The sequence below is a fragment of the Streptomyces sp. NPDC047028 genome (assembly GCF_040644095.1).
Classification (GTDB): domain Bacteria; phylum Actinomycetota; class Actinomycetes; order Streptomycetales; family Streptomycetaceae; genus Streptomyces.
In genome coordinates, this window is sequence record NZ_JBEYVS010000085.1 from 1 (window position 1) to 13,554 (window position 13,554).

Here is a 13,554-nt window from a genome sequence, read left to right on the forward strand (position 1 = left end):
ACCCCGCAGGTCAACGATCAGCTCGCTGTCCGTCATCGCAGCAGACTAACCACCCCCCCACAAGAATCACCGGACAAAGAGACAGGCTCTAGGTGTGCTCGGTGATCGCCAAGGATCTGCGGGACACGTGCGGTCGGTGCGGCGGTGGCGGCGGACGTGGGAGGAAGGAGGGCGGCGCGCGGGCGCTGCGGTCGCAGGGACGAGCTTGCCCCCTGGTCACTCCGGCCGCGCCACGGCAGATCGCCTTGCCTGCATCGGCCCTGACACGGCCGGCCAGCTCCTGACCACAGCGGGCGACAACCCGGCGGCTGCGTTTGGAGGCACCCTTCGCACACCTGTGCGCCGCCGCCCCGCTGCTGGCCTCGCCCAGCCGTACGCACCGCTACCAGCGCAACCGGGGCGGCGACCGCCAGGCCAACCCCTGGACACGATCGTGCTGGACCACATGCGCTACAACCAGCACACCGTGAGTACGTCGGCCGACGCACCGCCGAGGGCCTGATCACGAGGGACGTCATGCGCCGCCTGAAACGGTTTGTCGCCCGGCTACCTGACTCGCCCCCAGATCTGAACAGTTCACCCATGCCACTTGACGATCTATTAGGAGCTTCATCAGACCCGCCTGACCAACAGAACGACATCACGAGATCACCTCAGTAGATATGTTGACCACGCCCCTCATCCTTCACCGTGGCGCGGATGTGTTGCCACGCCGGTTTGACGCCAGGAGCACGTGGCCGAGACCGAGATCTCAAACGCGGTTTGAAGTTCACAGGGCACCATCCTGAATAAGTCCCCGGAGTTCCTTGCGATCAGAAATGGCAAGTTTAGTAAACATGTTACCCAAGTGATATTCGACGGTTTTTGGACTCAGGTACAAATGATCAGCTATCTCCCGATTTGTCATACCCTTTCCAATATACCGAGCTATCTCCCGTTCACGCTCCGTGAGAAGGTCACGCTTATTGCGACTCGTATTGCTTCTTAGGCCGCAGCGCGCAAGCTGCATCTCGCAAGCATTCAGGTAAGGAATGGCGCGAAGTGCGGAAAATATGGCGTACGCCTTCTGAAATTCTTGGCCGGCTTTACGCCGTTGCCCAAGGCCGTATAGACATTTTCCGTATTGAAATTGAACATGTGCACGAAATATTGGTGCGTCGTCGCTTACGGGAACTACTTCGCTTAACGCTTGATCAAATGTCGTTGCAGCCTCTCGCGCTCTGCCTTGGCACATGAGTAGCCAACCACGGAGCCGAGACACCTGCAGTCTCATAAATGGCGCATGCATGGCATTTGTTAGTTTCGCAAGATTGACACCTGCTTCCTCCAGGCGTCCTGTGCCTAATTGAGCTTCGGCCAACAAAGGCCGCCACCATCGTTCTATCATCGCAGCATCAATATGCCGCAATGAGAGGTCGTGCCACGGCCTTAGGGCATCATACATTGCACCATAATCACTTTGTGTCTGAGCGATGACAGCACGCGCTGTTCCTGATATTAGCCGGCCAGAAGCAGCCCCAGCAGATGCCGCACTCTGCTCTACGAATTCCAGCAGTTGTTGCGCCTGCTGCCATTGCCCTCGAGCTGCAGGGACAAACATCCCTGCCAAGTATTCAAAAGAGTAGTCAAAAGTGTAGCCTCCTGACAGAGCCTCATCTACGGCCATCTCGGCTGTGAGTACAGATTCATCCCATTCTCCTTTCAAAAATTGTCCCCAAGCTGCGTATGCCCAGAGGCGGCGACAGGCTGTGATTGGCGCACCCGAACGAGAATGGTCCATGGCTGCCTGGAGATTTTTTAAGCCACTGGATAGTTTTCCGTCCAAAACTTCCCATACGCCACGTGCTCCTATTCCATCCACGTGAGCTGGATTAGTGACAACAGTATATTGAGTAAATTCTAATACGCAGTCGAGTGCTGCCTGTGGCCCTTTCAAGACGCCTATCGCACCACTAAGGATTGTCAGGGTACTACTTGCGGCCTTCGGGTCGAGTTCGCCGCTATTTAATGCCCAGCGAGCACTCTCTACAACCTCGGAGGTGCGTTCTCCAACGAGAAGACCCCAGGGCAGTAAGTACGCTGTATCCTGGGCTAGTTCCTTCGACTTGAGATTGGCGCGAACTAAATCCAGGAGCCGTACAGCCAGCCGTGTAGCTTCATCATAGCGCCCGGAGAATATATTGACAGCGATCAGTACCAGATCTCGAGCGGGACTGAAGGAAGAGGCTTCTATCCGTTCCTTATACCGCAGAACCTGACGCAACTGGTTTGCAGCCAGTAATGATAGGGCCGCTGAAAGCAACCGGCGCTCACGATCTTGCCGAGTGAGACTTAGGTCAGCGGCCCAGAGGAAATGCGTTCCAGCCAATCCATGCCGACTCATTTGGACCTCATTGCGTGCTACAGCCTCCAACTGTGCAGCCAGCTCATCGTCGGGCCCCGCTGTTGCTGCCACACGGTGAACCCAGATTGCCGTCCCATCTACGACATCAACAGCTGCGGCGTGCAAGCGTTGTCTCCGCTCCGGCGGAATCAGGAAATAGACGGCGTCACGCTGGACCGCGTGCCGTATCGCAATAGGGGTAATCGGTTCATGCGGCCACCACTCAACCAGCCCCAAGCTCAGAAGAGGAATAAGGGATTGCGTGACGGAATCACTACTTATCTGCGAAATCAAAGCTGCGCGAGATAGGGGTACCCGGGCGTCTAGCACAGCAAGAGAGTCTAAAAGCTGCCTAGATTCGTGAGGTAGTGTGGCTAACATTCGTCTAATCACGGCCGTCAGCGATGCGGATAATAAATTTTCGCCACAGAGTAGACCGTCCTCAGGTAGTTCGGCCAGCAGCGTTCGGACAAACAAAGGATGCCCTCCGGTTTGTTCTAGGAGACGCGTGATAGATTTATCCGGAAGCGTCTTCCCGAGGATGGCTTCAACCAACTGCGAGATCTCCTCCTTGTGGAACCCCTTGAGGCTTATCCCCGAGCCACCCTCGTGTTTCCGAAGATATGAAGTAAATCCTGCTGTATTTACGCCTGTGACGTCGCGACGCAGGGAGACGATGAAGAGGATTTGGTCTGCCCTGAACCGGCGCATCATAAATGTGAGTGCCCTGGCCGAGAACTCGTCTATCCACTGCATGTCATCGAGAACGATTGCTACTGGTCCGTCCTCTTGTAGGCACCCGAGCAGCGACACCAATTGGGCCCCCGCGGCAAATGGAGTGGTTGACGAAATCCCTTCGTCTGAAAGCGGGTACGCCTGCAACGTGTCCCCGCTCACCGCGCGCGCGATCTGACCCAACACGGCACCGGGCAAGTTGTCTTCATTGCGGTCCGCCGTGGCCTTAAGGATCGTAAACTCAGACAGTTCAGTCGCAAATTTCTGCAGAAGGGTGGTCTTTCCTATGCCGGGTTCACCCTCTATGTAGACCAGTTGCGGGTATCCCTCCGACGCCTGGATTGCTGCCAGCCTCAGTGTCGAAAGCTCTGTCAATCTTCCAATGAAATGGTCAATTCGAGGACCGTCGCAGAAGCCGCTGTGATTCAATGCTAAAACCGCCTCTTCAGTTCTCTCTCCCGTGTTACTAGGCCCGTGAAAGAGTTTTGGGTCCATTTTCTGTAAAGACGGCAGCAGGCTGGGCTGCCGTCGTGAAGTGGGTCCCTGTGTTGAAATTTGACACCCACTAGACATTCAGTAGGCAGATAAAGCCTTGATAATCATAGAGTAGAAACTACTCAGGTGCTGGCCAGCTACTGCGTATTTTTCGGGCGGCACGGCATCGTCGCGGATCGGGCCGGCGTTGTGGTTAGCGTCGGCGAGAGCCTCCGTGCTCGGGCGGGCGCTGGTGCCCCTGGAATGACGAGGGGCGGCGGAGCAGATGGGGGAGCAAGCGATGCTGGTGAGGGCCAGGGAATGCTCGGCTTTGCCCTTGTAGCGGCGGTGCAGTCGACTGCATCCGGCAAGTCGGGACATCGCACATTCGAGGCTCCAACGGTGGCGTCAGGCGAGTTGGGGACTCGATGTTTTTGCGACGATGCGGTGTCTGATGCCCCGCTTGCGTGACCATCGCCTCAGGTGGTCGTAGTCGTATCCCTTGTCAGTTTGCCCGGCCTCCTCCCTCGGCGTCCGCGTCGAAATCGCCGGTACGTCCTTCACCAGGGGATCAGTGCCTGGCTGTCGTGCAGGTACGCCCGGGCCATATCCTCAGGACGGGGCATACCCGTCCGCCCGGGATCAAGTGGATCTTCGTGCCGTACTTGCCCTGGTCCACAGGATTCGGGTCTGCCTGGTCCCCCGCTCCGGGGCCCGCAAGTTCACGGACTCGATGCACCGACGGATCGGGCACCAGCCGCTCAGCCGCTCAGAGATGCCACGGTGGCCTCTTGGGGGAGCTGGCGGGAAGTCCATTTGCCCTCCCTCGTGAACTGATGGTCATTCAGAACTCGATGTTCCAATCACAGGGGAAGTCTCATCCACTAACGAGCTTCGGCTTCTTGTCAGTTAGTGGAGTAGTTTTTGCTTTTGACAGGATCCTGCGAGTTCGGCAGGGTGTCAGCTGCTAGGTTGGTTCTGGCATCGGCCAACTCGCAAGGGATTCCGAGAGAAATGGTTAAGAATTTAATGGGCAAGGTCATATTTAGGCGGGTTTCTTTAGTCGCCTCTGTAGTCGTGGCGGGCGTTATTGCTGCGACGGGGATGTCGGTCGGCCCGGCATCGGCGTCAGGGATTTCGCTCTTCCCCACGTCAGGTCAGTGGGGCACTGTGTGGAGCAATGGGTACTCACCTGACGGCACCCCGAGCAACAAGCCAAAGGACTGGAACCCGATGGACTGCCAGTGGTACCTCTGGGGAGGTCCTACCTCCGATCCGCACATGCACTGCTATACGGTCTGGGCGGACGTGAAGGTGGGGGGTACCTTCACCACTCAACAGGACGCGCAAGATCAGTACTACAAGTACCTGGACAAGGCGGAGACTTGGGCTCGCGGTCAAGTCGGCAGCCCCGTCTTCAGGGGAAGTTTCATGGACAATTGCTTCAAAATTGCTCACGACGGGTACAACCGCCCATACTGGAACTGCACGGGCTGGCAGGTGTTCAGCTACACCAGCTCTTGAGCCATCCCGGGAGGTGCAGACCACGCTCCAGGGGCGCAGCGGAGGAGGAGTCCGATCTCCTGCTGCGGACGCAGCCGGGTTTCCGAAGGTGCCCGACCGGGCCCCGCCCCGGGGCCGTGCCACGTACTCGGAGGCTGGACCCGGGGGGCAGGACCCGGTGGGGCACCGGTGCCGTCGGCTACGCGGCCGAGCCGTCGCCGGCCCTCGCGCGCAGGAATAACTGGAGGAGCAGTCGCCGGTCGGCGACCGGGACGGTCTCCTGACCACTGTGGAGCGCGTCCCGACCGTGCAGGAAGCGGCGTTGGTTCACGATGAGGTAGTCCCCGGGCTGGAGCATGAAGGAGACCTGACCCCGGACGAGCTCGTCGGCGAGTTCCCTGGCGGCGTCGGCGTGCGCCTGGCCGAGCTCGGACCTCTCCAGCGTCTTGGCGGTGAACCGGACGAACTCCTCGTCCGGGTCGGAGCGATCCAGGATCGGAAGCGGCTTGTACTCCTCGCCCACGTCGAACAGGTCGAAGAAGGTCCCGTAGTGGTAGGCCGACTCGGCCAGCAGGGCGCGGCTGTCCTCCGACAGCCGCGCCACCGCAGCGTGGGCGTCGGAGAGGATGCTGGGGCCGCCGCCGAGTGGGTCGGGGCGAACGCACAGGAGCGTGGTGTAGTCCGGGGGCAAGGTCCCGTTCACCAGGTCCATGTGGAACGTGTTGTACCCGATGCCGCTGGACTTGCCGGGGTCCTTGTCGACCTTGACCCCGATGTCCTTCCAGAGGGGCCACCGCGGGAACGGCGAGAAGGGGATTGCCACCTCGGCCGCGAAGCCCGTCGCCAGCCGCAGGAACCGGTCGTCGTCGATCCCCAGCGCCTTGGCGAGGGTCCCCAGGCGCAGCACGGCGTATCCGCCGCCCTCCCCGGTCAGGGCGCGGCGCAGCGTCGCGGCGGTCTCCTCGAACCGGGGGGTGGCCCCCAGCTCGGTCCGGTACCGCTCCATGGTGGACTTCGCCAGGAACGAGCCGTCCAGTTTCCACGTAGGGAGAGGAAGGTCGATCAGAGCGGCTTCGAGTTCGCTCGGGATGTCGATGAACACGCGGAGTTTCCTGTCTCTTGGGATATTCGGGGTGTCGTCGGGTGCCGCTGTCGTTCTGTCGCTGAAGGCGGTCCGGCAGCGAGTGAGTCTCGTGGGGACATGGGGGCCTCGGGGCCGTGAGTATCACCAGGAATACCGGCGCTGGTCGGCGTTAGTTCGATGGAACCGTTCGGGGAGCAGTGACCGACAGCGGGTTTGTGCTGTGTGCAGGGGCTTGCAGCCGGTACAGACGGGGGTATGGCGGTGGGAGGTGCATGTCGTCGACGGCGCTGTCGCCGCTGTCTGATGCGGGGGATGGATGAGGCCGTAGCGGGAGCCAGGGGAAGGCGGATGACGATCTGCTTGCCGCCCGTGGCGGTCTCTGGGAGGACCTCGGCTCTGGCGTGGACTTCCGGCACGAGGGCGTTGACTAGGAACAGGCCGCGGCCACCGAGGTCGTGGGCGGCGGGCAGCGGTTTCGGCTTGAGCGGGCCTGCGCGGCGGCGAACCGCCGATCGGGCTCCGATATGGCGGGCGGCAGGGCGAAGGCGTTCGGGGTGCGGTAGCACACGGCGGTGATGTCGGCGAGATCGACGGCGCGCAGCGCAGTGGCGAGGCCGCCGGACCAGCCTAGCCAGGCGTCGATACGCCCGGAGAGGGCCAAAACCAGCGGGAACTCCGCGGTGTCCATGCGGAACACCTCCGCGCCGCCGTCGGTGAGCGCCTTGACGACCCGGTCGGTCGGCCAGTCGTCGCGGGCCGCGCTCACGAGAACGGCGGGCATCAGGGCATCAGTCCTTCGGGCCCTCGTAGAGACTCGGGGGGTTCGACACGCTGCCGTCCGGGACGGTCGGGGTATGCGTCTGCATGTACGGCAGGGGCCCGTCGTAGAGGCCGACGGACATCTGCAGCTCCTCGTCGTACACCGCGGGCGGCACAACGACTGTCTGCGTCGCATCGGAGGTCCGGGCGAAGCGGAGGATCCACGGGCGGCTGCCGGAACCCGTCGGCCGCTCGGTGCTGTGCGGGATACATCCGCCCTCGGGCGTGAGCGGGAAGGCTTCCCACACATCAATGACGGTCACTTCGTTTCTCCTTGACTGGGTGGTGGATGGCACGGCTGGCGAGACCCGGCCCCGCCGGCGGCGTCTTGCGGGACACCGACGGGACGGGCGTCCTGGGTGCGGCCCTGACCCGGAGCGGCCGCCATGGGGGTGCGTCAGTACGAGGTCCTCGCGAGCACCAGAACGAGGACGGGACCGGTCACGGTCGCCACGAACACGAGCAGGCTGGCGATGGCCTTCACGACTGCTCGCTCGCGGGGGCTTCGCAGGTCAGCCGCTCGTAGTGGTCGCACAGAGCCTTGAGGGAGCGGGCGAGCTTGCGCGCGTTGGCGACGCGGATGAGTTGCGTGTCGCCGTCGCCGACGCGGAGCTTCCGGGTCGCCTCGCCGATGCAGGCGCGGGCGCAGTAGCTCGAGACGCTGTCCTTCGGCAGCTGTCGAACCTTCTCCTCCACCTCGGGGATCACCAGCGCCAGGTAGCCGCGCAGCATCGCGGTGAGGGCGTCCAGCTCAGCCGGTGCCGGGGGGAGTACCTCGCGGTCGTCGTCGGGGCCCAGGAGAAAGGCCACGGTCTCCCGCATCGTCGGGATGTCCACCATGGCGGTGTCGCTGTCGCTGTGCACTGCGGCGTTCATCGGCCCCCCGCCCGTCCGGCCCGGCACCGGGGGCACGCGCACGGCGGGTAGGCGGTGCTCAGCATGGGCAGCCGCTGGTTTCCGGGCGTCACGGTGACTGTGCCGCCGTCCTGATTAATCAGACCGTTGCGGTCCACCGTGTAGACACGCATCGTCATCCCGCTGCCCCGTGCGCTGGCCGGGGGCCGGGCGGTACCGTTCGTCATGTCGACGCTCCCTTTCGTCTCTGAGCGTTGGCCATGCCCCCGGATCGGTCGCACGGTCGCGGGGGTTCATGTGTCCCGGGAGGGTGTTGCTTCGGGTGCTCTTCTACGGTTCCAAGGAACGCAGTTGGCGTCACGGGCAGCCGTGACCAAGTTTTCTGGACGCTCAGCGCCTGCTCTGGCCAGCTCGAAGGCGGTTGTCTGGACACTCTGTTGGGCGGCTCGCGCAGCGATTTGCGGCTGACGGACACTCAAGAGAGCGACGTCGCAGCTACCGTGAAGTCAGCAAGCCCACGGTTCAGGGAGCATGCCGATGAACGCGCCTATGAAGCCCGGCTCGAAAGCCGACCGGGATGCCCTCCGACACGACATGGCCGCTGCGGCTTGCACCGTCGCGGACATCTCTATCGAGATGCGCACGCGCTACCGAATGCGCCCCCGTGAGGCTTGGCGGCATGCCCACGGCTGGACCCTCCAGGAGACCGCCGACCGCATCACTCGGGCCAGCCTCCAGCGGCCAGGCGGAGCAGTCGCAGCCGACGCCTCCCTGGTCGGCAAGTGGGAGAAGTGGCCCGCACCGTCCTCACGACGGCCGAGCCTGCCCGTGCTGCTCGCCATGGCTGACGCCTTTGGATGCCGAGTCACAGACGTTCTCGACCTGGACGACCGGCGCAACCTGCCCGACACAGATCTGCGTGTGCTGACCGGCCACGCCGAGGAGCCCGTCACCGAGCCCGCTCGGGCGACCATCTTGTCGTCGACTGCTCAGACGCTGGAGCCGACCGGCCCAGACCTCGTGCATCTCGCCGCAGACGAGTCAGCCACGTGGGCGATCTGGGCTGAGGCCAGCAACGTCGGCGACATCGCGCTCGAACAACTGATGGCCGAGACACGAGCCCTGGCGTCCGACTATCTCATCTCCGATCCGGTCGGCCTCTTCCTACGCACCCGGGCGCTACGCGACCGCGTCTTCAGCCTGCTCGAAGGCCACCAGTATCCGCGCCAGTCCGCCGACCTCTACGTCTACGCCGGCTACCTGTGCGGGCTACTCGCCTGGATGTCCTCCGACCTTGGCCAGCTCCGGGACGCCGAAACGCAAGGCCGTACGGCGTGGCTGTGCGCAGAACTCTCCGGCCACAACGACCTGCGCGCCTGGGTGCTTTCGACACGGTCCAAGGTGGCGTTCTGGGACGGGCGGCTGCGTGAGGCCATCACCTTCGCTCGCCGCGGCGGCAGCTACCGTTCCTCGGGCTCCGTCACCGTTCTGCTGGCTTGCCAGGAGGCCGACGCCTGGTCGGAACTCGGAGCCGGGTCCGAAGCGCTCGCCGCGCTGGCCCGCGCCGAGGATGCCAGAAATGCCGCGCACGGCGAAGACGAAGTGGGCGGTATCTTTGCCTGTGAACCCGCACGCCAGCAGAACTACGCCGCGGCGGTCCAGCTGCGCGCCGGTCAGCCCGCCGACGCGCTGCATGCTGCGGAAGAGGCCCTGAACCTCCTGTCGGCGCAGCGAGTCAGGGCCTACGGCACGGAGGCCCAGATCCACATCAGCCAGGCCGCCGCACACCTGTCCACCGGTGAGGCCGAGGGCGCGCTCGAGGCGCTGACGCCCGTGCTGGCTCTTCCCCCCGACCACCGCCTGGCCCCGGTCGCCCGCCGCCTCAGCGAACTCTCCGCAGGGATCGGCCGCCGACCCTGCGCCACCGGCGTCGCCTCGGTCGGCCTGCGCGCTGCCATCGAAGAGTTCTGCGTGAACTCCGCTTCGCGCCAGCTTGCGCTCTCGCCAGGCGAGGGCTGCGCCTGATTTGATCGCGCCCATGAGTCCTTCCTTTGACAGCATGCGCAACCACTGGTGGTGGCGGCCCGGTTGGAGCGTGGGGCGCCGCTTCTACACCTGGCACCTGACCTTCGAAGGCCAAGATGACGTACACCAGCTCGCCGCCCAGTACCGCAGCGCACTGGAGCCCCTCGGTAACATCGTGACTCCTATCCCGGACCGGTGGCTGCACCTGACCATGCAGGGGATCGGGTTCGTCGGCGAGGTCAACGAACAGGACGTCCAGGCCATCGTCGACGCCGCGAAGGTCCGGCTCGCCGCCGTGCCGGCCTTCAACCTCCAGATCGGTCCGCACGTCCCGGACCCGGAGGCCGTCCTGCTGCACGTCCACCCGGACGGCCCCGTCCACGCGGTGCGGGACGCGATCCGAAGCGCGATCGGTGACGTCCTCGAAGAGGTTCCTGAGAACGCCGACGGCTTCACACCGCACGTCTCCGTCGCCTACAGCGCCAGCGACGGTCCGGCCGACCTCATCCGCCAAGCCCTCGACGGGCTCGACCTCACTCCGGCTCACGCCCGCATCACCAGCGCTGAACTCATCGTGCTTCACCGCGACAACCAGATGTACGAGTGGGAGCCCTTCGCCCCCGTGCCGCTGGGCTGAACAACCGCGGGCCCCCGGCAGCTCGGACAGGAGCGGCTGGGGCCCGAACCATCCTTTCCACCCGGGTGAGCGGCAAGGACGACAGTCCACCGCCCCCGGTAGAGCCGGATCTGTACGACTTCGGTGAGGCGGTGGGCGACAACGATGCGCCATCGTGGGCGACGGGCGCAAGACTCCGGAACTGCGGAACACCGTGCCGATCACGCGTCCGAGAGGGCGCCCGCTGCGTGAGCCGGATGCTGCGCGGCTGCTCGCCGAGAACGAGACCGTCGGCATCTACCTGCGGCTGCAGCCGCGGTGATCCTGCATGAGCTCGGCATCCTCATTGCCAGGGGCGACGGTCTCGACGTCGCCCGGCTGCCCGAGGGCCCACAGCACGCTGTCCGACGTGCTGGCCGTGCGTCTCGACAGCCGGGCGATCCAGCAGGGACTGAGCGCCGCGCTGCGCGGTGCACACCGGTTCTGCTCGGCACCGGCGTTGGCTCGCGCCGTCGGCCCGTGAGCGAGTGGACAAGCCACCATTGCCTAGGCGTACATGACAGGGTGAGAGTCACGCCTGATTTTGGAGGGGGGTAATGGGTGGCCGCGCCACTGCAGTTGACCCGGCTACACCGCGTGCTCGTGTGTGTGGTCGTTGCAGGCGCCGTGGTCATCGCGGGTATCGGTTTCGCCGGTTCTTACACGGCGGTCCGTGAACTGGCGGTCAAGAAGGGCTTTGGCACCTTCGCCTACGTCTTCCCGGTCGGCATCGACGCTGGTATCTGCGTCCTTTTGGCCCTGGACCTGCTGCTGTCCTGGATCCGTATCCCTTTCCCGCTGCTCCGGCAGACGGCCTGGCTCCTGACGGCCGCCACCATCGCCTTCAACGGGGCGGCCGCCTGGCCCGACCCGCTGGGCGTGGGCATGCACGCGGTGATCCCGGTCCTGTTCGTCGTCGCGGTCGAGGCGGCCCGGCACGCGGTCGGCAGGATCGCCGACATCACCGCCGACAAGCACATGGAAGGCGTTCGCCTCACCCGTTGGCTCCTCTCGCCGATCCCCACCTTCCTGCTCTGGCGCCGCATGAAGCTGTGGGAGCTCCGCTCCTACGACCAGCTCATCAAGTTCGAGCAGGAACGCCTCGTCTACCAGGCCAGCCTGCGCTCCCGCTTCGGCCGGGCCTGGCGCCGCAAGGCCCCGGTGGAATCGCTGATGCCGCTCCGCCTCGCCCGCTTCGGCGTGCCTCTGGCCGAGACGGCCACGGCTGGTCTTGCCGCCGCGGGCATTGACGAGCTGCCCGTTCAGTTCACCGTCGAGCGGGCCGCGGTTCCCGCTCAGCGGCCAAGCCCCGAACTCGAGGCCGCCGTCGACCAGGAGAAGGAACGAGTGCTGGGGCCCGGCACCCGATCCCAGCCGGTGGAGCAGCCGCGAACCGCACCCCTGGAGCCGTCGCACGGCCTGGCGGACGAACGGAACACCCCACACCTCCCCAGCGCCTACCAGGACTGGATCGCGGCCTTCGGATGTGAGCCCACGAGTCAGCAGTTCGCACTGTGGCTTCAAGACCGGTACGGCATCGCCACCGCGGCCGGCGGGCCACTGTCCGAGGAGCAGCTCGAACCCCTGCTGCAACTCCTCAAACAGCGCCACAGGCCTATAGCAGACGGCAAGAGCGAACCTCAAGCTCCGAACGAAGCGGACGACGGATGGGGTGACTACTTCTACAACGCCTGGCTCGCGTACGAACAGGAGCATGGGGCGCGCCCGGATGCGGCCGCCCTCGCCGCTTACGTCTACGAACGGGACCAGATCACCAGCGGCAACGGCCGGCCCCTCACGGGCGCGGACCTGCAGTACTTCGTCTCCACCTTCCGGCAGCGCGAGTTCGACGAGACAGAGCTGCCCGCCGATGGGGAAGTCACCGAGCCCGCTGCGCAGGCCTCCACCGGCGAGCTCCTCCCGAACCAGGACGAACCTGAGGAGACACCGGCCGGCGAGGGCGCGCACCCCGCCAAGGAGACGCGCAGCCCCCGGGTGAGCGCCCCTATCGACGACCCGCCGGGCGAGGACGACGCGACCGGGAAGCCGGCCGCGCTCACCACCGTCGACCGGTACTACCTCGCCTGGACCGAGTACCAGACCGAGCACGGCGAGGAACCCAAGGCCGAGGAGCTCTCCGCCTACCTCGCCAGCACGAAGGGCATGACCGGCCGCGGTGGAAAGCCGGTCAGCCCCTCCACCCTGCGCCGCTACCTCCTGCCATTCCGTGTCTACAACCTCTGGGCGGAACAGCGGGTGCGTAACCAAGCCCCGTCGCTCGACGCCATTGCGCAGGAGTGCGCAGCCCACGGGATCACCGCGCAGCACAACCGGCCCCTCACAGCCGACTACGTCGCCGAGCAGGCCACCGACTTCGAACGACGCTGGCAGACACTGACCCGCCACCACACGCAGCCACAGCAGTAGCAAGCCGCGCCCACTGCTCGTCACCGCGCACCAGCAAGCCAGTCAGCGCCAACGCCTGCGAATCAAGAAGAACTGCAGGTCAGGGCAAGATTGTGTATCTAGCACGCACAGCGGTCTGCGCGCTGCGCACCGGCCACCGAGACCGGAGGAACTGTGCGCGTCCTGAGCATTGCCCCCGACACCACCGTCACGGAGCTCGACCTGCCGGAGGCCGATGCGGACTCCGCGATCCCACACCACATCGGAGCGACCGACGCGGTTGATCAAGGCGTCTACCACCGACGGGCCCTCCTGCACATCCACGGGGGCCGGCGCGTGATCGGGCTCGCGCAGAACATCACCGCATGGGCCCTGGCGAGCGCCGGGCGAGGCATCGCCCTGTACCCGATCCACGGGCCGGTCATCGGCACCGGACGTGCCCAGGGCGGGGGAGTCGTCGGCCTGGACGACGAACTTGCTGAGCACGTGCACGCGGTTGCGCAGACCGTACGGGAAACATGGGGGGGTGCCCCTATGACTTTGGTCAAGGGGTGATTGGGGTTGGTGGCTGGTAGAAGGTGCCGTCGCGGAGCATTGCGAAGAGCACGTCGGCTC

At 64.6% G+C, this 13,554-nt stretch carries 11 protein-coding genes; 6 read left to right on the forward strand and 5 right to left on the reverse strand.

The window, feature by feature from the left end; genetic code table 11:
- Positions 1-769: 769 nt before the first annotated feature.
- Positions 770-3,613 carry an AAA family ATPase gene (locus ABZ854_RS36195; protein WP_361220034.1) on the reverse strand — a complete coding sequence of 948 codons (2,844 nt, stop codon included), beginning with the start codon at positions 3,611-3,613 and terminating at the stop codon, positions 770-772.
- Positions 3,614-4,564: 951 nt separating this feature from the next.
- On the opposite strand from ABZ854_RS36195, the gene ABZ854_RS36200 reads away from it, so the two are divergent.
- On the forward strand, positions 4,565-5,116 hold the full coding sequence (locus ABZ854_RS36200; protein ID WP_361220036.1) for a hypothetical protein: 552 nt from the start codon (positions 4,565-4,567) through the stop codon (positions 5,114-5,116).
- Positions 5,117-5,294: 178 nt separating this feature from the next.
- Here the strand turns inward: ABZ854_RS36200 and ABZ854_RS36205 are convergent, their stop codons facing one another.
- The 4 genes from ABZ854_RS36205 to ABZ854_RS36220 form a co-directional block, all read right to left on the reverse strand.
- Positions 5,295-6,197, reverse strand: coding sequence for a TauD/TfdA family dioxygenase (locus ABZ854_RS36205; RefSeq protein WP_361220039.1), 903 nt, complete (start codon positions 6,195-6,197; stop codon positions 5,295-5,297).
- Positions 6,198-6,606: 409 nt separating this feature from the next.
- Positions 6,607-6,960 (reverse strand): MvdC/MvdD family ATP grasp protein, encoded by a 354-nt coding sequence (locus tag ABZ854_RS36210; RefSeq protein ID WP_361220042.1) that lies wholly within the window; start codon positions 6,958-6,960, stop codon positions 6,607-6,609.
- A gap of 7 nt (positions 6,961-6,967) precedes the next feature.
- Complete coding sequence (locus ABZ854_RS36215) at positions 6,968-7,261, reverse strand: hypothetical protein (RefSeq protein ID WP_361220045.1); 294 nt, start codon at positions 7,259-7,261, stop codon at positions 6,968-6,970.
- Between the two features lie 217 nt (positions 7,262-7,478).
- Positions 7,479-7,874 carry a DUF6415 family natural product biosynthesis protein gene (locus ABZ854_RS36220; protein WP_361220049.1) on the reverse strand — a complete coding sequence of 132 codons (396 nt, stop codon included), beginning with the start codon at positions 7,872-7,874 and terminating at the stop codon, positions 7,479-7,481.
- 516 nt (positions 7,875-8,390) lie between these two features.
- On the opposite strand from ABZ854_RS36220, the gene ABZ854_RS36225 reads away from it, so the two are divergent.
- The 5 genes from ABZ854_RS36225 (at position 8,391) to ABZ854_RS36245 (ending at position 13,494) form a co-directional block, all read left to right on the forward strand.
- On the forward strand, positions 8,391-9,878 hold the full coding sequence (locus ABZ854_RS36225) for an XRE family transcriptional regulator (RefSeq protein WP_361220052.1): 1,488 nt from the start codon (positions 8,391-8,393) through the stop codon (positions 9,876-9,878).
- Between the two features lie 13 nt (positions 9,879-9,891).
- Positions 9,892-10,515: a 2'-5' RNA ligase family protein gene (locus ABZ854_RS36230; RefSeq protein ID WP_361220054.1), complete on the forward strand. Its 624-nt coding sequence runs from the start codon at positions 9,892-9,894 to the stop codon at positions 10,513-10,515.
- A 154-nt stretch (positions 10,516-10,669) separates the two neighbouring features.
- Entirely contained in the window at positions 10,670-10,816 is a 147-nt protein-coding gene (locus ABZ854_RS36235) for a hypothetical protein (protein ID WP_361220057.1), read from the forward strand.
- Between the two features lie 278 nt (positions 10,817-11,094).
- Complete coding sequence (locus ABZ854_RS36240; RefSeq protein WP_361220060.1) at positions 11,095-12,960, forward strand: DUF2637 domain-containing protein; 1,866 nt, start codon at positions 11,095-11,097, stop codon at positions 12,958-12,960.
- Positions 12,961-13,113: 153 nt separating this feature from the next.
- Complete coding sequence (locus ABZ854_RS36245) at positions 13,114-13,494, forward strand: hypothetical protein (RefSeq protein WP_361220062.1); 381 nt, start codon at positions 13,114-13,116, stop codon at positions 13,492-13,494.
- The last annotated feature ends 60 nt before the right edge of the window (positions 13,495-13,554 follow it).